17 protein-coding genes are annotated in these 19,300 nt (G+C 71.6%); 11 read left to right on the forward strand and 6 right to left on the reverse strand.

The genetic code is table 11. The features are described 5' to 3' along the window. Nucleotides 1-33 precede the first annotated feature (33 nt). The 5 genes from HD595_RS19200 (at nucleotide 34) to HD595_RS19220 (ending at nucleotide 3,955) form a co-directional block, all read left to right on the forward strand. A complete protein-coding gene (locus tag HD595_RS19200; RefSeq protein ID WP_253770921.1) occupies nucleotides 34-660 on the forward strand; it encodes a type 1 glutamine amidotransferase family protein in 627 nt (208 codons plus the stop codon). Between the two features lie 65 nt (nucleotides 661-725). After that, nucleotides 726-1,193 (forward strand): MarR family winged helix-turn-helix transcriptional regulator, encoded by a 468-nt coding sequence (locus tag HD595_RS19205; protein WP_253770923.1) that lies wholly within the window; start codon nucleotides 726-728, stop codon nucleotides 1,191-1,193. 385 nt (nucleotides 1,194-1,578) lie between these two features. After that, nucleotides 1,579-1,818 (forward strand): hypothetical protein, encoded by a 240-nt coding sequence (locus HD595_RS19210; protein ID WP_253770926.1) that lies wholly within the window; start codon nucleotides 1,579-1,581, stop codon nucleotides 1,816-1,818. Nucleotides 1,819-2,317: 499 nt separating this feature from the next. Then, nucleotides 2,318-2,890, forward strand: a complete 573-nt coding sequence (locus tag HD595_RS19215; protein ID WP_253770928.1) for a hypothetical protein — start codon at nucleotides 2,318-2,320, stop codon at nucleotides 2,888-2,890. 645 nt (nucleotides 2,891-3,535) lie between these two features. Then, on the forward strand, nucleotides 3,536-3,955 hold the full coding sequence (locus HD595_RS19220) for an STAS domain-containing protein (protein WP_253770930.1): 420 nt from the start codon (nucleotides 3,536-3,538) through the stop codon (nucleotides 3,953-3,955). On the opposite strand, the gene HD595_RS19225 is transcribed toward HD595_RS19220, so the two are convergent. From HD595_RS19225 to HD595_RS19240, 4 genes are all read right to left on the reverse strand, one after another. After that, entirely contained in the window at nucleotides 3,952-6,132 is a 2,181-nt protein-coding gene (locus HD595_RS19225; protein ID WP_253770932.1) for a terpene synthase family protein, read from the reverse strand. The genes HD595_RS19220 and HD595_RS19225 overlap by 4 nt on opposite strands. A gap of 4 nt (nucleotides 6,133-6,136) precedes the next feature. After that, nucleotides 6,137-7,603, reverse strand: a complete 1,467-nt coding sequence (locus HD595_RS19230; protein ID WP_253770934.1) for a family 2B encapsulin nanocompartment shell protein — start codon at nucleotides 7,601-7,603, stop codon at nucleotides 6,137-6,139. Between the two features lie 20 nt (nucleotides 7,604-7,623). Then, nucleotides 7,624-9,033, reverse strand: coding sequence for a family 2B encapsulin nanocompartment shell protein (locus tag HD595_RS19235; RefSeq protein ID WP_253770936.1), 1,410 nt, complete (start codon nucleotides 9,031-9,033; stop codon nucleotides 7,624-7,626). Nucleotides 9,034-9,134: 101 nt separating this feature from the next. Then, nucleotides 9,135-10,184: a polyprenyl synthetase family protein gene (locus HD595_RS19240; RefSeq protein ID WP_253770938.1), complete on the reverse strand. Its 1,050-nt coding sequence runs from the start codon at nucleotides 10,182-10,184 to the stop codon at nucleotides 9,135-9,137. A 237-nt stretch (nucleotides 10,185-10,421) separates the two neighbouring features. On the opposite strand from HD595_RS19240, the gene HD595_RS19245 reads away from it, so the two are divergent. The 3 genes from HD595_RS19245 to HD595_RS19255 all read left to right on the forward strand — a co-directional run bounded on the left by HD595_RS19245 (nucleotide 10,422) and on the right by HD595_RS19255 (nucleotide 13,368). Beyond that, nucleotides 10,422-10,976 carry a DUF4142 domain-containing protein gene (locus HD595_RS19245; RefSeq protein WP_253770940.1) on the forward strand — a complete coding sequence of 185 codons (555 nt, stop codon included), beginning with the start codon at nucleotides 10,422-10,424 and terminating at the stop codon, nucleotides 10,974-10,976. Between the two features lie 109 nt (nucleotides 10,977-11,085). Beyond that, a complete protein-coding gene (locus HD595_RS19250; RefSeq protein WP_253770942.1) occupies nucleotides 11,086-12,267 on the forward strand; it encodes a zinc-dependent alcohol dehydrogenase in 1,182 nt (393 codons plus the stop codon). 51 nt (nucleotides 12,268-12,318) lie between these two features. Further along, nucleotides 12,319-13,368: an NAD-dependent epimerase/dehydratase family protein gene (locus HD595_RS19255; RefSeq protein WP_253770944.1), complete on the forward strand. Its 1,050-nt coding sequence runs from the start codon at nucleotides 12,319-12,321 to the stop codon at nucleotides 13,366-13,368. Nucleotides 13,369-13,376: 8 nt separating this feature from the next. Here the strand turns inward: HD595_RS19255 and HD595_RS19260 are convergent, their stop codons facing one another. Together HD595_RS19260 and HD595_RS19265 are read right to left on the reverse strand one after the other, a co-directional pair. Further along, nucleotides 13,377-15,293: a multicopper oxidase family protein gene (locus HD595_RS19260; RefSeq protein ID WP_253770946.1), complete on the reverse strand. Its 1,917-nt coding sequence runs from the start codon at nucleotides 15,291-15,293 to the stop codon at nucleotides 13,377-13,379. Between the two features lie 202 nt (nucleotides 15,294-15,495). Beyond that, entirely contained in the window at nucleotides 15,496-15,876 is a 381-nt protein-coding gene (locus HD595_RS19265) for an ArsR/SmtB family transcription factor (RefSeq protein ID WP_253770948.1), read from the reverse strand. Between the two features lie 97 nt (nucleotides 15,877-15,973). On the opposite strand from HD595_RS19265, the gene HD595_RS19270 reads away from it, so the two are divergent. From HD595_RS19270 to HD595_RS19280, 3 genes are all read left to right on the forward strand, one after another. Next, entirely contained in the window at nucleotides 15,974-17,215 is a 1,242-nt protein-coding gene (locus tag HD595_RS19270) for an MFS transporter (RefSeq protein ID WP_253770950.1), read from the forward strand. Between the two features lie 61 nt (nucleotides 17,216-17,276). Next, nucleotides 17,277-17,765 carry a MarR family winged helix-turn-helix transcriptional regulator gene (locus HD595_RS19275; protein ID WP_253770952.1) on the forward strand — a complete coding sequence of 163 codons (489 nt, stop codon included), beginning with the start codon at nucleotides 17,277-17,279 and terminating at the stop codon, nucleotides 17,763-17,765. A gap of 70 nt (nucleotides 17,766-17,835) precedes the next feature. Beyond that, entirely contained in the window at nucleotides 17,836-19,296 is a 1,461-nt protein-coding gene (locus HD595_RS19280; RefSeq protein ID WP_253770954.1) for an MFS transporter, read from the forward strand. The last annotated feature ends 4 nt before the right edge of the window (nucleotides 19,297-19,300 follow it).

The following is a 19,300-nucleotide window of genomic DNA, read 5'->3' on the forward strand; positions in this document are numbered from 1 at the left end:
GACAGCATGTTGTCGATATGACAGCGTGTTGTCATGATAAAGACGAAGAAGCCCGTACATGTAGGGATCTACGACACCTGGGCCGACTGGGAGGCCGGGCACGCGATCGCCCACCTCCGGGCCGAGCGGTTCCACCGCGAGCCCGGCGGCTACGAGATCGTCACCGTCGGCCTGTCCACCGAGCCGATCACCACCATGGGCGGGCTGCGCGTCGTCCCCGACCTCGTGCTGGAGGACCTCACGCCCGCCGCCAGCACCATGCTGATCCTCCCGGGCGCCGAGCTGTGGGACGCGGGCGACGCGCTCGCGCCCTTCGCCCGGGCGGCCCGCGAATTCCTCGACGCGGGCGTGCCGGTGGCCGCCATCTGCGGGGCCACGGCGGGTCTGGCCCGCGAGGGGCTGTTCGACGACCGCGACCACACCAGTGCCGCGCTGCCGTACCTGGAGGCGCAGCCCGGCTACGGGGGCGCCAAGCACTACCTCGACCGCGACGCGGTGACGGACGGCGACCTCATCACCGCCGGGCCCACGGAGCCGGTGGCCTTCGCCCGCGAGATCCTCGGCCGCCTCGACACGTACCGGCCCGAGGTGCTGGACGCGTGGTACAGGCTGTTCGGCAAGAGCGACCCGTCGGCGTTCAGCGTCCTGATGTCGGCATGACCGGGACGGAGCCTGCCTTTCCTGGCGATGCCGGCCACGAGGGGGCACCCGGACGTGAGGCGCGGGTGTCCGAAGGTGCCGTCGGGCAGGAGGCGGACGACGCGGCGGCGTTCCTGTCGGCCGCCGCGTTGACCGCGTTCCGGCTCAACGGCCGGTTCCTGGAGGTCGCCGAGGAGTTGGCCAGGCCCGCCGGGCTGACGGCGGCCTGGTGGCAGGTGCTCGGCGCCGTCCTGGCCGAGCCGCTGCCCGTGGCCGGCATCGCCCGCGCCATGGGCATGACCCGCCAGGGGGTGCAGCGGATCGCCGACCTGCTGGTGGAGCGGGGACTGGCCGAGTACCGGCCCAACCCCGCGCACCGCCGCGCCAAGCTGCTCCAGCCCACCAGGGCCGGCCGGGACGCGATCGCGCTGATCGTCCCCGGGCACCGGCGCTTCGCCGAGCGCCTGGTCGCGCGGCTGGGCGAGGCCGAGGCACGCGAGTGCCTGCGCGCCCTGCGCCACCTCTCGTCCGCCCTAGACGATCTGTCCCCCTGAGCGAGGCGATCTGTCCCCCTGAGCGAGGCGACCTGTCCCCCCGGGCGAGGCGACCCGGCCCCGGGGCGGGACGACCCGGGAGGAGACGGCCGCTCCCGGCGAGGCGAACGTCCTCCTGAACGAACGGCGCGCTCCAAGATTTGGATGATCGTGCTTAAACAACGACGTCCGCGCGTCGCGCCATTCTGTATATGGCGGTGATTCGGCAGGCGCCGCGGAAAGCGTGTGTGTGCCAAGAAAACGAGGTGGCTCCTTGACCGCCATGAGGCTTTCTTGGGTTGCGAGGCCCGTCCGGTGCCGGGATCGTTATTGACGGCACCTCACCGCCCCGTACAAACGACTATGGCGCCGGTGATTTCCGCGCCGATCAATGGAGGAAACAAACATGATCCGTCGTATTCTCGCCGGTGCTGCCATCGCGGGCATCGCGTTCGGTTTCTCCGCCACCGCCGCATCGGCCGACGACACCCCCTACAACAGCGGCAACAGCGTGCTGAGCCAGTTCAGCGCGCTCCACAACGCCACCGTGCTGAACGGCGTCCTCAACGACTCGGTCAAGGACATCGACGTCCTCAACGTCGGCAAGCTCGAGGACGTCAACGTCGCGGTCCTCAACAACGGCTGACCCGCTGCCACGGGGCGCGGGCGCGCGGTTCCCCGCCGACCGTCCGGCAGCGCCGGCGGGCCGGCGGCCGCCATCCCCGCGTGGTCCGGCGCCTCCTCACCTGCACAGAACGGCCGCGACTCCCCGTGAGGGAGCGCGCTCCGTCCGGCTCACCGAGCCCGACGCGACGGCGGCCCGGGACGTTCTCGCTCCGAAGCGGAACGCCCCGGGCCGCCGTCGTCGTTCTCCCGGACATCGCCGGCGTCCCTCCGCCGGTATCGGGCATTCACCGCCGCCCCCACAATAATCCGCTGAATGTGTCGTATATGGACATATCCGGGCGACGCATAATCAAGCGCCAAGTAATTGAGGGTTGCATTTGACTTGGGCTTAGCGAATTCGAGTTGCGGCGGGGCGGTGTCGCGCGGGATCGTTATTCGGCCTCTCGCGGTCCCGTGAGAGCGCGATTCAGAAGAAGCGCCTCCCCTTCCGCGCTGATTCCCACGAAGGAGAAATCAAAATGATGCGTCGCATTCTCGTCGGTGCAGCCCTCGCCGGTGCCGTCTTCGGCCTCTCGACCGTGAGCGCCCACGCGGACAGCGGCACCAGCGCGCTCTGCACCCCGAAGCCGACCGTCGTGACCGACTGCGCCCCCAAGCCCGTCGTCCTCACCCCCAAGCCGGTCATCGCGGTTCCCTGCGCCACCAAGATCGTGACGACCGCGACGCAGTGCACGACCACCTGCACCACCAAGTGCACGACCAACTCCGGGGCGACGCAGTCCTCCTCCACGCAGTCCACCCAGTCCACGCAGTCGTCGCAGTCCTCGCAGTCCTCGTCCACGCACTCCACGGCCACCAGCTCCACCGCCACGAGCTCGATCAGCTACGTGCCGATGAGCGGCCCGCTCAACACCGGCAACCAGATCGGCAGCCAGTGGTCCGCGGCCAACGACCTCGTTCTGCTGAACGACGTGGCCAACAACTCCGTCAAGCACATCGACGTCCTCAACGTCGGCAAGCTCGACAAGGTCAACGTGGGCGTCCTGAACAACCACCAGGCGGCGGCCACCTCCGTGCTCGCCCCCTGCTGAGCCACGGGTAGGCACGGACCGGCCTTCCGCCGGCTTCCGAGGGCACGCGTTCGCGCCGTGCTCGTCTGATCGGGGGCCCGCGTCCTCAGACGGCCTGGGTCCGGCCGGCACCCGTGTGCGAGCCCTCCCCGAGTGGCTCGTACGCGACGAAGCTCGACAAGGGGGAGCACCGGCCGGATGGCGGCGGTGCTCACCCGGGATCGGGCCGGCGGTGCCGGCGGGATGGTGCACTCCCAGGTGGACCCGGGCCCGCGGGTACGCGGTGACGAGCACGAAGTGATCCGCCGGCGGGTGTGGGCGGGTGATGGCGATCCTGTACTGGGGAGCCCATGCCCCGTCCGGCGGAGACCAACGCGAGGGTCAAGGCGGCCGCCCGGGCCATCAGGCCCGCGGCGGCCCGACGCGTACCGGCCCACGGGGCAGGGCGAGGGGTCGGCGGGTTGGGTACGTATCGGACAGAGCTATCTCAGACCGGCACATACCCCCACAGCCATACCACCCCTTTAGCCTAGACATCACTTAACGAAAGACAATTCGTGTAATCCTGGTTCCGGACTGGCGAGACACGCGACGCCGGTCCGTTCCCCCAGTGCGCAGGGGCCGGAGGACGACCCCCACGCTCGGAGAGATGGGGGTGCGCGGCCGATGAGCGGCGACACGGACACGAACGAGCGGCTGCTCTACGCCGACCGGCTCGTCCGGATCTCCCTGCGGATGCCTCTCCGGGATCCGCGGACCACACCCCATCTGCTGTTCACGCCGGGAAGCGCCGGCCCCGTGATCGCGCTCGTCGGCGAGATCGACGTGAGCAACTGCGAGGCGCTGACGCGGGCGCTGACCGCCTGCCGGGCCGGTGGCGGGCACGTGACCGTCGACACCGGCCGGCTGACCTTCATCGACCTGGCGGGCCTGCGGGCACTGATCATGCCCGCGCTCCCCGCGCCGCAGCGCTGGGTCCGCCTGCGCAACGTCACGCCGTACCAGGAGCGACTGCTGCACCTGATCGGCTGGCTGTACGAGCTGGACCCGGAGCCCGACAGCGCCGCGCCGCAGGCCACCCCCTAGACCGCCGACCCCCACATCATCGCCGCCGAGGTGCCGAGACCGGTGGGACCGGCCAGCCGCCACCGGGGCGGCTGGTGGTGGCGGCGCAGCGACTCCTCGTCGTAACGGCGGCAGTCGCGATGCCACACCAGGATGCCCGACATCCAGTGCTCCAGGTCCGTCACGTAGCCGCGCAGCGCCTCGCGCGCCTCCTCGCCCAGCCCGGCGTCGTCGTAGAGCACCGGCAGCTCGTGCTCGGCGACGTGCTGGAACTGCCGCATCCGCGAGTTGATGAGGTCGGTCGCGATGCCGAGCGCCTCCGGATAGCCGCAGCCGAAGAACGTCTCGGTGACCAGCACGACGTTGTGCGTCTCGCCCTCGAACTCGATCTCCTTCTGGTACGAGAACACGTCGTTGAGCAGGGCCGCGTAGTCCATGGCGGAGTTCTCCAGCGACCGCAGCGGCCCGCTGTCGTAGATCTCCGGCGGCACCCGGTCGCCGTGGGCCAGCCTGCACAGGCTCATCGTGAGCTCCGAGCCGAACGTCATGCGCCGCATCTCGACGTAGTCGACGGGGTCGGGCACCCGGTTGGCGATCTGGTTGGCCAGCTCCCACAGCCAGCTCCGCGCCATGTCCTCGATCGCCCCGCGGAACCGGCGGCGCGCCGCCGGCGCCATCGGCCCGGCCGTGCGCGTCCACAGGTCGGCCAGGCCGCGTTCGAGCGCGTTCACCGGCACGGCGAGCGGCGGCCCGTCGAGCGGCATGAACATCGTCAGCCGCTCGACGCACACCTTGGCCGCGGCCAGGTTGCGGGTGCGGCCGAACACGACGGGGAAGTAGTCGTCGCCGTAGGTGCCCCAGGCCAGCCAGGCCGACGACAGGTCGAGCTGGGCGGGGGAGGCGTCGGGGTGGATGCCCGCCGCGCACAGCGGCAGGTCGTAGTCGGCCAGCTTGTCGGCGTCCCACACGGCCGAGCCGACCACGCCGGGCTGCGCCTCCAGGATGCCCATCTCGCGCGCCCAGGTGATGACGTTGACGCGGGCCGCGCCGAGGTGGGGCGACAGCCGGGCCTCGAACGGCATGAGCAGCTCGGGGATGACCGACGGCCCGACCCGCCGGTGGGGGACGTGCGCGTACGAGCGGAACCGCTTGGCGCCGAGGATGTCGACGACCGCCCCCATGCCGAGCCCGGCGCCGCGCCCCGCGCGCTCGTTCATGTAGCGGCTGGAGCGCATGTGCCACTCGTGGCCGCCGGACTGCCAGTCCTGCAGCCCCTTGACGTAGGCGAGCACCCCGGCGCACGACAGCGGGTCGAGGCCGTGCTCGGCGAACAGCGGGCCCAGCTCGGTGGCCACCGTGTGCTCGAACTGCTGGAGCCGGGAGGTGAGCAGATCGTTGACGGAGTCGGCCGCCTCCTGCGTGGTGCAGCCGAGGAACGTCTCCAGCACCAGCACCCCGTTGCTCAGCTCGCCCTCCTCCTCCACCTCCCGCTGGTAGGAGAACAGGTCGTTGCGCAGGTGGACGGCGTCGGAGAACGTGTCGCGCAGCACCCGCATGGGCCGCGAGGCGGCGATACGGGCCGGCACCTCGGCCCCCACGGCGTGCTCGACGAGGCCGGCCGACCACGGCGCCCCGCCCACCTTGCGGCGCATCTCGATGTACTCGACCGGGTTGGGCACCCGGCCGATGTTGATGTTGGACAGCTCCCACAGCGACTCGTTCAGCAGGTTGCGGGTGCTCTCGGCGAAGCGCTCGCGCCACTGCTGCGAGCGGCTGGGCACCGTGCGCAGCCACAGGTCGGCCAGCCCGGCCTCGACCGGGTTGTCCGGCTCCGGCATGCCGGCCGCCAGATCCGGCGGCATGAAGGCGGGCAGCCGGTCGAGGTGCCGCTTGCCGGCCTCGCGGTCGCCGGTGCGCTTGAACAGCTCCAGGAAGTGGTCGTCGAAGAAGAACACCCACACGTACCAGTCGGTGACCAGGCTCAGCTCGGGCCCGTCGCAGTCGGGATGGGTGTAGGCGCACAGCAGGGCGTAGTCGTGGGAGTCGAGGTCACGCTGCTCCCAGACGCCGGAGCCCTCCAGCATGCCCATGGCGCGGGCCCACTCGCTGGAGTGGCGCCGGGCCTCCTCCAGGTGGGGGTTGAGCCGGGCGGGATACGGCAGGTAGAAGTCGGGCAGCTCGAACGGCTGGTCGGCCATGGGATCACTCCGCTCCGCTCGTGAACCTCTGATCGTGAACCTGGACGTCGGTGAGCATGCCGAGCGCGTCGGGCACCAGGACGGCCGCCGAGTAGTGGGCGCTGACCAGGTAGGAGGCGATGGCCCGCTCGTCGATGCCGGTCTGCCGCACGCTCAGCCCGGGCAGGCGCTCGCCGGGCAGGCCGGTCTGCCGCAGCCCCACCACGCCCTGGTCGTCCTCGCCGGTGCGGAACGCCAGGATCGCGGTCGTGCCCGCCCGGCTGACCGGCAGCTTGTCGCAGGGCAGGATGGGAACCCCGCGCCAGGCCGTCAGCGCGCGCCCCTCGACGGTGACGGGCTCGGGGTGGACGCCCCGGCGGTTGCACTCGCGGCCGAACGCGGCGATCGCCCGGGGGTGGGCGAGGAAGTAGCGGGTCTTCTTGCGCCGGCTGAGCAGCTCGTCGAGGTCGTCGGGGGTGGGCGGGCCGCCGCGCGTGGCGAAGCGCTGCCGGGGGTCGGCGTTGTGCAGCAGTCCGAAGCCCGGGTCGTTGACCAGTGCGTGCTCCTGCTCCTCCAGGACCGCCTCGATGGTGAGCCTGAGCTGCTGCTCGGTCTGGTCCATCGGCTGACTGAACAGGTCGGCGACCCGGGTGTGCACCCGGAGCACGGCCTGGGAGACGCTCAGCTCGTACTCGCGCGGGCCGGGGTCGTAGTCGGCGAACGTGCCGGGCAGCACCGGCTCGCCCCGGTGACCGGCGGCCACGGCGATGGCCGCCTCGCCGTGCTTGTTGCGCGGCCTGGCCAGCTCGGCGCGGTGCCGGTCGAGCCGGGCGCGCAGCGACGGAGACCGGTCGGCCAGCGTGTCGAACGCCTCCCACGGCAGGTACAGCACCGTGCAGGGCGTGCGGGCCTCCAGCGTGTACGGCCAGACCCCCTCGGCCCCGGACCGCTCGGCCCCGGGTGGCGCGGCGGCCCAGGACCGTTCGGAACCGGCGTGGTCGCCCGCCGACAGCGTCGCCCGGACCAGGGCGTCGCCGTACGGACCGCGCTCCAGCCGGGCCGCCTTGCCGTACGCCATCAGCACCAGGCCCCCGGCGGGCTCGCCGGCCCGCACGACCGCCTCGCCCGGTGCGTACTCCCGCTGCTCGAACAGGTCCGCCAGCCGCTCCAGGACGGCGGCGTCGGCGTACCCGCCCAGCGGCGGCAGCTCGGCCAGGCTGGGCGGGATCACCCGGACCCGCGCCCCCTCGAAGGCGAAGCCCACCCGGCCGCCGCCCACCGGGTAGGTGTGCCGGCGGTTGACCCGGTAGACGGCGCCGGCCACCTCCACCCAGGGCAGGACCCGCGTCAGCCAGCGAGGCGTGATCTCGCGCGCCTGCGGCGGGGTCTTGGTCGTCGTGGCGAGCAGCCGCGCGGCCTCGGTGCCGAGGCTCTGCTGTTCGGCCTCCGTGCCGAGGCCCTGCCGCGCGGCGTCCCGCTGCTGCTCCGTCAAACCGGCACCGTCCATCCTCGTTAGTGCTCGTGCCCGAGCTCGACGTCCTCCAGGACGGCCAGCGCGTCGGGAACCAGGACGGCGGCGGAGTAGTAGGCGGTGACGAGGTAGGAGATGACCGCCTTCTCGTTGATGTTCATGAAGCGGACCGACAGGCCCGGCTGGTACTCGTCGGGGATGCCGGTCTGGTGCAGGCCGACGACGCCCTGGCTCTCCTGGCCGGTGCGCATGAGCATGATCGAGGTGGTGCGGGTGTCGGTGACGGGGATCTTGTTGCACGGGAAGATCGGCACGCCGCGCCAGGCCGGCACCCGGTGCCCGCCGACCTCGCTCGCCTGCGGGTAGAGGCCGCGCTTGGAGCACTCGCGGCCGATGGCGGCGATGGCCTGCGGGTGGGCGAGGAAGAAGGCCGGCTCCTTCCACACCTTGGCGAGCAGCTCGTCGAGGTCGTCGGGCGTGGGCGGGCCGCCGCGGGTGCGGATGCGCTGGGAGAAGTCGGCGTTGTGCAGCAGGCCGAAGTCGCGGTTGTTGACCAGCTCGTGCTCCTGGCGCTCACGAAGCGCTTCGATGGTGAGCCTGAGCTGCTGGTCGAGCTGGCTCATCGGCTGGTTGTACAGGTCGGAGACGCGGGTGTGGACGCGCAGGATGGTCTGGGCGACGCTCAGCTCGTACTCGCGCGGCGCGAGGTCGTAGTCGACGAACGTGCCGGGCAGCGTCGGCTCGCCGGTGTGGCCCGACGACATGTCGATCGCGGCCTCGCCGTAGTCGTTGCGGGCGCGGTTGCCGACGTCGCGGATGCCGGCCAGGTGGTCGCGCAGCTCGGGCGACTGGTCGTGGATCTGCTGGAAGTCGTGCTGGGAGAGCACGAGGACGGTGCAGGTGGTGGCGGCCTTGGCGGTGAAGGAGAAGTGGCCCGGCTCGGTCAGGAGCTGCTCGCCGAGGTGGTCGCCGTCGGCCAGCACCCCGAGGGCCTGCTCGTCGCCGTAGGCGCCGTGGCCGCTCTTGGCGACCCGGCCGTGGGCGATCAGCACGAGCTGGTCGACGGGGCTGCCCTCGGTGACGATCGCCTGGCCGGCTTCGTACTCGCGCTGGATGAACCGGGCGGCCAGCGCCTCCAGCACCTCCATCTCGCAGAAGCCGCGCAGCGGGGCCAGCTCGGTGAGCTCCGCCGGGATGACCCGCACCTCGGCGCCCGTGGTGGTGAAGGTGATGCGGCCGTCGCCGAGGGTGTAGGTGAGCCGGCGGTTCACCCGGAAGACGCCTCCGGAGGTCTGCACCCAGGGCAGCAGCTTCAGCAGCCAGCGGGAGGTGATCTCCTGCATCTGGGGGACGGTCTTGGTGGTCGTCGCCAGATTGCGCGCGGCCTCGGTGCTGAGGCTGAGCTGCTGGTTGTGCCCGTTGGAAGCGGTCGACTCGGGTGTTTCTGTCATACTGCACCACCAATCTTCATGGGAACGACGCCGGTGGCCCGGCGCGGGGGGATGGAACGTTCCAGGACGCGGGGCGGGCGGCCGGGGCGGCCGCCGGACGCCTACCGGTCGCGGTGGGCGAGCCGCTCGGCCAGCACGGCCAGCGCCTCGCGCGCCTCGGTGGTCATGGGGGCGGCCCGCAGCTCGGCGGTCGCCTCGCGCACCCGCTGGGCGATCATGTCCTCCACCTCGGCGAGCGCGCCGGTGGCGACGATGATCTGGCGCAGCTCGTCGGCCTGCTCCTCGGTCAGGTCGGGGTGGCCGTGCCAGGTGCGCAGGTAGGAGCGCTGCGCGGGCGTGGCGCGCTGCACCGCGTGGGCGAACAGCACGGTGTGCTTGCCGTCGCGCAGGTCGTCGAGCGCCGACTTGCCCGTCTCGGCCGACGAGCCGAACGTGCCGAGCACGTCGTCGCGGAGCTGGAACGCCTCGCCCAGCGGCAGGCCGAAGCGGGAGTAGGACTCCAGCAGCTCCGGCGGCGCGCCGGCGAGGGCGCCGCCGATCTGCATGGGGCGCTCCACGGTGTACTTGGCCGTCTTGTAGCGGATCACGGTGAGCGACTCGGGCACGGAGGCGCCGGCGCGGAGCTGGGCCAGGATGTCGAGGTACTGGCCGCTGATCACCTCGCTGCGCATGGCGTCGAACAGGTGGTGGGCCACGCGCAGCCGGCCGGGCTCCACCCCGCAGGACGACAGCAGCGCGTCGGCCCAGGCCAGGCTGAGGGTGCCGAGCAGGATGCCGCCGGCCTGGCCGAAGGTCTCGGCGCCGGGCCCGGCGTGCAGCTGGGACAGGCGCCGGTGGACGGTCGCGTGGCCGCGGCGCAGCTCGCTGCCGTCCATGATGTCGTCGTGGATGAGCAGCCCGGCGTGGCACAGCTCCAGCGCCGCCGCCGCGCTGATGATCTCGTCGCAGTCGCCGCCGCCCGCCCCTCGCCAGCCCCAGTAGCACAGCAGCGGGCGCACCCGCTTGCCGCCGCTCAGGATGAAGTCGGTCAGCAGCTCGTACGCCGCGACCACGTCGGGGTCGGACACCGGCGCCCGCCACGCTTCGAGGAAGCCGGTCAAGCGCTGGTCAACGCGAGCTCCGACCAGGTTGTGAGTGAAGCCGACTGTCATGACTGAAGGCCCCTTCCGCCAAGGCCACACTACATGTAGTTATTCATCGAACACGGAGTGTGTAAAGTCTCTTCTGTGGCTCCAGGTGGGCGGCGTCGCGGCGGCCCACCGCCTGGAGGGCTCTGAGCTGGGAGGACCCGGCGACACGCTGACGCGCATGACTACGGAGCGCATCCGAAAGGTGTCTACTTGTAATTACACGCAGTGCGTTTCCAAACAAGTGGGGATTCCATGTCCATGCGCCGCTCACATCTGAGCCTGCTCCTCGTCGCCGTGGCCGCCGCCGCAACCGCCGGTTGCGGCGGCGGCGTCACCGACTCCTCCGCCTCCAGCGGGTCGTCGTCCGCGTCCGCTCCGGCCGCGAAGGCCTCCGGCCAGGACCGGGCCTGGATGCGGCAGATCCACCTGGGCGGCCTGGCCCGGCTGCAGGCGGCCAAGCTGGCTCAGGACAAGGGGTCACAGGACGTCAAGGCGCTCGGCGACACGCTCGTCAAGGACCAGGGCACCCTGGACGAGCAGCTCGTGCGCACGGCCGAGCGGCACGGCGTCCGCCTGCCCACCGGCCTGTCCAACGCCCAGCAGAAGGAGGCCGTCGCGCTGGAGAAGGCCGCGCACGCCCGGTTCGACCGGCGCTTCGTCAAGGAGATGGCCCAGTCGCACAAGCGGGCCATCAGCTCGACCAAGCGGGAGATCAAGAAGGGGTCCGCCCCCGAGATCGTCGCGCTGGCCAAGTCCACCCTGCCGTCCCTGGAGCACCACCTGGCCATGCTGCGCGAGGCGGACGACTCCTGATCCCAGGGTCGCCGTACGGCGGCTTCCGGCCGGGGCACGGGCCGCGTCCGGCCGGAGCCGTTTGGCGGCGGGTGTGGGGGTATGGGGGGTGCCGGCGGGAGGAGCGGACATGAAGGCCGTCACGTGGCACGGCAAGCGGGACGTGCGGGTCGAGGAGGTCCCCGATCCGGCGATCAAGGAGCCGACCGACGCGATCATCAAGATCACCAGCACCGCGATCTGCGGGTCCGACCTGCACCTGTACGAGGTTCTCGGGCCGTTCATGACCCAGGGCGACATCCTCGGCCACGAGCCGATGGGCGTCGTGGAGGAGGTCGGCGCCGACGTCGAGCACATCAGGCCGGGCGACCGGGTGGTCGTGCCGTTCAACATCGCCTGCGGCCGCTGCCACATGTGCGGCATGAAGCTGTACGCCCAGTGCGAGACCACCCAGGTGCGCGAGCACGGCATGGGCGCCGCCCTGTTCGGCTACACGAAGCTGTACGGCCAGGTCCCCGGCGGGCAGGCGGAGTACCTCCGGGTGCCGCAGGCCCACTTCGGCCCGATCAAGGTGCCGGACGGCCCGGCCGACGAGCGCTTCGTCTACCTGTCGGACGTCCTGCCCACCTCCTGGCAGGCCGTGGAGTACGCGGAGGTGCCCGAGGGCGGCAGCGTCACGGTCTTCGGGCTCGGCCCGATCGGCCAGATGACCGCCCGCATCGCCCGTCACCGGGGCTACCGGGTGATCGCGGTGGACGGCGTGCCGGAGCGGCTGGAGATGGCGCGCCGCCACGGGATCGAGGTCGTGGACGCGCGCGCGGCGGACGACGTGCCCGACGCGGTGCGCGGGCTGACCGGCGGGCGCGGCGCCGACTCCGTCATCGACGCCGTCGGCATGGAGGCGCACGGCTCGCCCGGCGCGAAGCTGGCCCAGACGATCACCGGCTTCCTGCCGGACGCGGTGGCCGCGCCGCTCATGAAGCAGGCGGGCGTCGACCGGCTCGTCGTGCTCAACCAGGCCATCGACACCGTGCGGCGCGGCGGGGTCATCTCCGTCATCGGCGTCTACGGCGGCATGACCGACCCGCTGCCCATGCTGCGCATGTTCGACAAGGGCGTGACGCTGCGCATGGGGCAGGCGCACGTCAAGCGCTGGATCGACGACCTCATGCCGCTGGTCACCGACGACGCCGACCCGCTGGCCGTGATGGACCTGGCCACCCACCGGCTGCCGCTGGACGAGGCGCCGCGCGCCTACGAGATCTTCCAGAAGAAGCAGGACGGCGCCATCAAGGTGCTGCTGCGGCCCTAGGGTTCCGGTCTGCGGGGTTTCGGTCCCCTTTCGGCGGGCAGCCCGGCCGGTATGAAGGTGGTGGTGGTCGGCGCGACCGGCAATGTCGGCACGAGCGTGGTGGAGGCCCTGCGGACGGACGACCAGGTGAGGTCGGTCGTGGGCGTGGCCCGCCGGTTGCCCGGGTGGCAGCCGGAGAAGGTCGAGTGGCGCCGTGGCGACGTGGTGACCGACGACCTGACGCCGATCTTCGAGGGCGCCGACGCGGTGGTCCACCTGGAGTGGCTGTTCCAGCCGACCCGGGACACCACCGTGACGTGGCGGGCCAACGTGCTGGGCGCCATGCGGGTCTTCCGCGCGGTGGCCGAGGCGGGGGTGCCCGCCCTGGTGTACGCCTCGTCGGTGGGCGCGTACTCGCCGGGCCCCAAGGACCGGGCGGTGGACGAGAGCTGGCCCACCCACGGCTGGCCGGGCGCCGCGTACGGCAGGGAGAAGGCGTACGTCGAGCGGGTCCTGGACGTCTTCGAGAACGACCACCCCGACATCCGCGTGGTGCGGATGCGGCCGGGGTTCATCTTCAAGCGGGAGGCCGCCACGGAGCAGCGCCGCCTGTTCGGCGGGCCGTTCGTGCCGCGCCGGCTGGTGCGGCCGGGGCTGATCCCGTTCGTGCCGGACATGCCGGGGCTGCGCTTCCAGTGCCTGCACGCCGAGGACGCGGGCGAGGCGTACCGGCTCGCGGTGGTCCGGCAGGTCAGCGGGGCGTTCAACCTGGCCGCCGAGCCGCCGCTGGACGCCGCCGGGCTGGCCCGGCTGCTGGGCGCGCGCACGGTGCCCGTCCCGCCGTTCCTGGCCAGGAGCGCGATGGCGGCGGGGTGGCACCTGCGGCTGCTGCCCGCGGCGCCGGGGCTGCTGGAGATGCTGCTCCAGGTTCCGCTCATGGATGTGACGCGCGCCCGGGAGGTGCTCGGGTGGACGCCCGCGCACTCCTCGCGGGAGGCGCTGGAGGCGGTCGTCGAGGGGCTGCACGAGGGCGCGGGGGCGGACACCGCCCCGCTCGCGCCCGACGAGGGCCTCGCCGGTCGGCTCAAGGAGACCGCCACGGGGGTCGGCGGCCGTCCCTGAGCCACGGGTCACCCGATGATCTGGTAGGGCCGCATCATCTCGTTGTCCTCGTGTTCGAGGATGTGGCAGTGCCAGACGTACCGGCCCGGCAGATCGAACGTCGCCTTCACCCGCGTGATCTCTCCGGGAGGCGCGATGACGGTGTCCTTGAAGCCGCGCTCCCATGGCTCCGGCGGTCGGGGGCCGCCGTCGAAGGGCTGCCGGTCGACGACCTGGAACTGCACCTCGTGGATGTGGATGGGATGGGCGTCCGCCGTGAAGTTGTACAGTTCCCAGACCTCGGTGGTGTTCAGGATCGGGTCCTCGGTGATCGGGTCGCTCCACAGCAAGGGGTTGGGGACGCCGTTCTTCACGGTGCCGAGCTGGACGATGACGGGGCTGACGTCCGGGAAGTCGACCGAGCCCTGCTCGGTGAGCGAGAGTTTCCTGTGGTTGACCGCCGGGCCGAGCGGTTGGAAGTGCGGCAGGTTCAGCCGGCTCGGCGGGGTGCTGGTGTCGTGGGAGGTGAGCCGCACGACCTCGAACTTCATGACCTGGCCGGTGGTGAGGGGGTCGGCGAACGAGTCGGGCGGCCCCGGGAAGGGCGCGTCGGGCCCCTCGTTGATCAGGTATATCTCCGTGCCCACCGGCAGGCCGGTGAAGTCCACGATCACGTCGGCCCGCTCGGCCGGCGCGAGCAGCAACTGGTCGAGCCTGACCGGCGCGGGCAGGAAGCCGCCCTCCGCGCCGATCATCCAGATGGGCAGCACCGGCTTGACCGGGCGGGGCAGCCATGGGTTCGACGCGAGCTTGAAGATGAGGAAGCGCGAGTCGCATCCGTTGAGGATGCGGAAGCGGTAGCGTCGCGGCTCCACCTCGTGCACCGGCCACGTCCTGCCGTTGACCACGATCGTGTTGCCGAAGAACTCGGGGTTCCAGATCGGCGGGACGTCGCTGGTCGGGGCGTACGGCCCGGGAAAGCCGTCGAAGAAGGTCCGGCTCCTGGGGTAGAACAGCGACCCGTCGTAGTTGAAGGAACGGTCCTGGACGGCCAGGGGGATCTCGTAGTAGCGCGTGCCCGGACGGTCGCCGACCTGCGGAGCGGGACCGGGCAGGCGCCCGCCCTGGAGGTCGCCGGGCCCGCCGCGGAGCAGGTAGAAGCCGGCGGGGCCGGCGTAGACGTTGGCCCTGGTCATCCCGAGGGTGTGGTCGTGGTACCACTGCGTGTTGGCCGGCTGGTCGTTGGCGTACTGGAAGACCGCGTTCCCGCGGCTCCAGAGGTCACCGATCGGCGACTTCTCCTTGAAGAAATTGTAGAAAGTGCCCTCGCGGGCGAATCCCGCGGGAATGTTGCGGGCCTTCGGCAGGTACCAGGCCTCGGGATAGCCGTCGCTGTAGTCGAAGGTGTGGTTGCCGTGCACGTGCGTGACGATCGGAACCGGTCCTCGGTAAGGCTGCTGGCTGGTGCCGTTCGAGTCACGGTCCGATATGCCGCCGGGCGGATTCGCCCAGTGCAGGGTCTGGTCGACCGGCAGGAGGTGCGGCAGGAAATCGCCGTTGCGGTCGACGAGGTCGTTGATCCACTTGACCCGGACCGGCCGTCGATGACGAGCGTTGATCGTGAAGGCCGGGTAGTTGAACGTGCCACGATGGTTGATCGACCCGTAGCCCCACACGGTCGTCGCCGGGAGGCCCGAAGGAAGGATCTGCTGCCTGAACTGGCGTACCGCGATCTCGTAGTAGTCGAGGCCGCGGGTGACCGAGGTCGGCGGCATGGCCGGCGGTATGACCAGCCGTGTCTCGTACTTGCGGATGACGGACGGGTTCAGCGTTCCTCTCGGCGAGGCTTGCGCCGGGGCCGCGCCGAGGAGCCGGGCCGGGGCCACCGTGACGGCTCCGGCAAGGGTGGCGATCTGGAGAAAACGTCGACGTTCCAATTCGGGCATACCTCCCCCAAGGCATACAGCTGGAGAAAGTCGCGGATTTCTTGGTTCCGTCCGACGCCGAAATATGGATATCTGCGGTTTCTCGCAAGAAAAATGGCGTCCGGTAAATCCGGATTTCCTGTGCCGAGACTGTATCGGAGGGGTCGAAGCCCGAGAGAACAGCGCGCCTTGTGTGTTGGGTAAATGGCCCCTTTATCGCCGGTCAGTTCTCGTCCGGCGTCCAGGCCGCCACCAGGGCGAGGAGGCCGGGGAAGCGCGCTTCGAGGTCGGCGACGCGCACATGGCTGCGCCGCTCCAGGCCGTACTGCCGTTGCCGGGTGACGCCCGCCTCGCGCAGCGCCTTGAAGTGGTGGGTGAGGGAGGACTTGGGGCGGTCGAGGCCGAACCAGCCGCAGGTGTGGTCGAACGCCTCCGACTCCAGGAGCAGCTTGCGCACGATCGTCAGGCGCAGCGGGTCGCTCAGCGCGCCGAGCACGGTCTCCAGGCGCAGGTCCTCGACCGCCGGTTCGGGCAGCGGCTCGGGCAGTCCCGCGGGCTCCGGAAGCGCCCTGAAGGCGGGCGCCGGACGCGTCGTCGTCGGCATGTTCGGCTCCTCGGTTCCGATGTCCGTTGTACGAGTCTCATCGTACTTCATGCTAAGTTCGACTCTGTTCGTACTGTGTCGGCCGGAAGGAGCCGCCATGTCCATGAGTCGAACGGTGCCCGTGAAACCGAGGAGCGAGCGCCAGGAGAAGGCCGCTCCCACTCGATGGGTCTGGCTGGCCGCCTGGCCGGTGACCGCGGTCTTCGTCCTGTCCAACGCGGCCACCCCGCTGTACGTGCTGTGGCAGCGTGACCTCGGCTTCTCCAAGGGCACCCTGACCGTGGTCTTCGCCTTCTACATCGTCGGCCTGATCGGCTCGCTGCTCGTCTCGGGCGTCCTGTCCGACCGGCTCGGACGCAAGCCCGTGTTGCTGCCCGCGCTCGCGCTCGCCCTCGCGGCCTGCCTGATCTTCGCCACGGCGGGCAGCGTGGCCGCGCTGATCGTGGCCCGGCTGTTCGCCGGCATCGCGGTCGGAGCCGTGGTCTCCGGCGGCATGGCCGCCGTGTCGGACGTGGCCGGCCCCGGTCGCGCGCGGCTCGGGGCCCTGCTGGCGTCCTGCGCCATGGTCTTCGGCGCCGGGCTGGGCCCGCTCCTCGCGGGCGTGCTGTCCGAGGCCCTGCCGGCGCCGACCGTGACCGTCTTCGCCGTGGAGGCGGCGCTGCTGGCGAGCGCCGTCGCCGTCGTCCTCCGCATGCCGCTCCCGGACGCCAGGGGACGCGCGTCGGCCGCGGGCTCCTGGGTACGCGTGCCCGCCGTGCCGCGCGGCAACGGCCGGCACCTCGCCCTGGGGGTGGCCGTGTTCGCGCCGGGCATCACGGCGACCTCGTTCGTGCTCTCGCTCGGCCCCTCGCTGCTGACCGGCCTGCTCGGCGGCACCAACCGGATCGTCCCGGGGGCCATGGCGTTCGTGATGTTCCTGGCCTCGACGGGGGTGCAGTTCGCGGTCCAGCGGCTGCGCCGCGGCGCGATCCTGATCGCCGGGGCGACCTCCACCGCCCTCGCCATGGTCGCGCTGGTCGTCGCCGTCCAGGCCGCGTCGATCCAGGTCCTCGCCGTCGCGGCGCTGCTGGCCGGCGCCGGTCAGGGCATGGGGCAACTCGGCGGGCTGTCCCTGCTCAACTCCACCGTCCCGGCCGGGCGGCTGGCCGAGGCGAACGCCGCGCTCAATGTCGGCGGCTACCTCCTGGCGGGCCTGCTGCCGGTGTCGGCCGGCTACCTCAGCGACGCCATGGGGCTGACCGGCGGCACGACCCTCTTCGGCGCCGTGCTGATGACGCTGGCCGTCGTCGGCGGCCTCGTGGTGGTGCTCGGCCGCCGATGGGTTCCGGAGCCCAGGTGACCAGCGGCAATCGTACTCTTGCAGATAATCCGCACTTGAACGACTTGGGTAGGCTGACGACATGACCGCGATGGCGCCCGCGCGCACCGAGACCGACCTGTCCTTCCTGCTCGACCACACCAGCCATGTGCTGCGCACCCGGATGGCGGCGGCGCTGGCCGAGATCGGGCTGACGGCGCGCATGCACTGCGTGCTGGTCCACGCGCTGGAGGAGGAGCGCACCCAGATCCAGCTCGCCGAGCTGGGCGACATGGACAAGACCACGATGGTGGTGACCGTGGACGCGCTGGAGAAGGCCGGGTACGCCGAGCGCCGCCCGTCCAGCACCGACCGGCGGGCGCGGATCATCGCGGTCACGGAGGCGGGCGCGGCCGTCGCCCGGCGCAGCCAGGAGATCGTGGACGGCGTGCACCGGGAGGCGCTGCACGCGCTGCCCGAGGACGAGCGGGAGGTCATGGTGCGCGCCCTGAACCGCCTGGTGAGCGGGCATCTCGCCGAGCCCGCCGAGGGGCCGCAGCCCGCCCGCCGGGCGCGGGAGCGGGCAAAGTAGGACCGAAGAGGATCGTCTATTACGGAACTATCTGCTACGGTCTCTCCTGTCGACTGATACGGGAGAGACCATGTCGTACATACGCAATTCGCCCTGGACCGCGCTGGGCGTGCTGTCCGCCACCGGACTGATGACCATCCTCGACGGCAGCATCGTGACCGTGGCGATGCCGGCCATCCAGCACGACCTGGGCTTCTCGCCCGCCGGGCTGAGCTGGATCGTCAACGCCTACCTGATCCCCTTCGGCGGCCTGCTCCTCCTGGCGGGCAGGCTGGGCGACCTGGTCGGACGCCGGACGATGTTCCTGGCCGGGAACGCGATCTTCACGGCCGCCTCCCTGCTGGCCGGCGCGGCCACCGGCCCCGGCCTGCTGATCGCCGCCCGGTTCCTGCAGGGCGTCGGGAGCGCGCTGGCCTCGGCCGTGGTCCTGGGCATCCTGGTGACGCTGTTCGCCGACCCCGTCCAGCGGGCCAAGGCGATCGCCATCTTCAGCTTCACGGGAGCGGCCGGCGCCTCGATCGGCCAGGTCCTGGGCGGCGTGCTCACCGACGGCCTGAGCTGGCCGTGGATCTTCCTCATCAACGTGCCGATCGGGGCGGTCACCGTCGCCCTGGCGCTGCTGGTCCTGCCCGCCGACCGCGGGGCCGGCCCGGCCGCCGGCGCCGACGTCGCCGGAGCCGTGCTGGTGACCGGCGGCCTGATGCTGGGCATCTACACGATCGTCAAGGTCGAGGAGTACGGCTGGCTCGCCGCCCACACCCTGGGCCTCGGCGCGGTGTCGCTGGCCCTGCTGGCCGCCTTCGTCGTCCGGCAGGCCACGGCCAGGACGCCGCTCATGCCGCTGCGGATCCTGCGCTCGCGCAACGTGACCGGCGCCAACCTCGCGCAGATGCTGGCCCTGTCGGGGATGTTCGCCTTCCAGGTGCTCGTCGCGCTCTACATGCAGCGGGTCCTCGGCTACGGGGCGCTCGACACCGGCCTCGCCATGCTCCCGGCCGCCGTCGGCATCGGCGCGATCTCCCTGTTCGTCTCGGCCCGGCTCAGCGCCCGCTTCGGCGCCCGCGCCGTCCTGCTGTCCGGTCTGGTGCTGCTGATCGCCGCGATGCTGCTGCTCACCCGGATCTCGGTGGACGCGGGCTACCTCACCCACCTGCTCCCGGTGATGGTGCTGATCTCGGGCGGCGGGCTGGTGCTCCCGGCGCTGGCCACGCTGGGCATGTCCGGCGCGCGGGAGAGCGACGCCGGGCTGGCCTCCGGGCTGTTCAACACCACCCAGCAGGTCGGCATGGCCATCGGGGTGGCGGTGCTGTCCACGATGGCCGCCTCGCGCACCGGCGAACTGCTGGCCGCCGGGGCGGGCCAGGCGGCCGCGCTGACCGGCGGGTACCGGCTGGCGTTCGGCATCTCGGCCGGGCTGCTGGTCGCGGCGTTCGCGGTGGGGCTCCTGGTCCTGCGCCGGCCCGCGCCGGCCGCGGACCGGCCCGAGCGGGAGGACGGCGCGGCGGTGGCGGAGCCCTCCGTGAGCTCCTGAAGCG

The sequence above is a fragment of the Nonomuraea roseoviolacea subsp. carminata genome, from assembly GCF_024172185.1.
GTDB classification, from domain to species: domain Bacteria; phylum Actinomycetota; class Actinomycetes; order Streptosporangiales; family Streptosporangiaceae; genus Nonomuraea; species Nonomuraea roseoviolacea.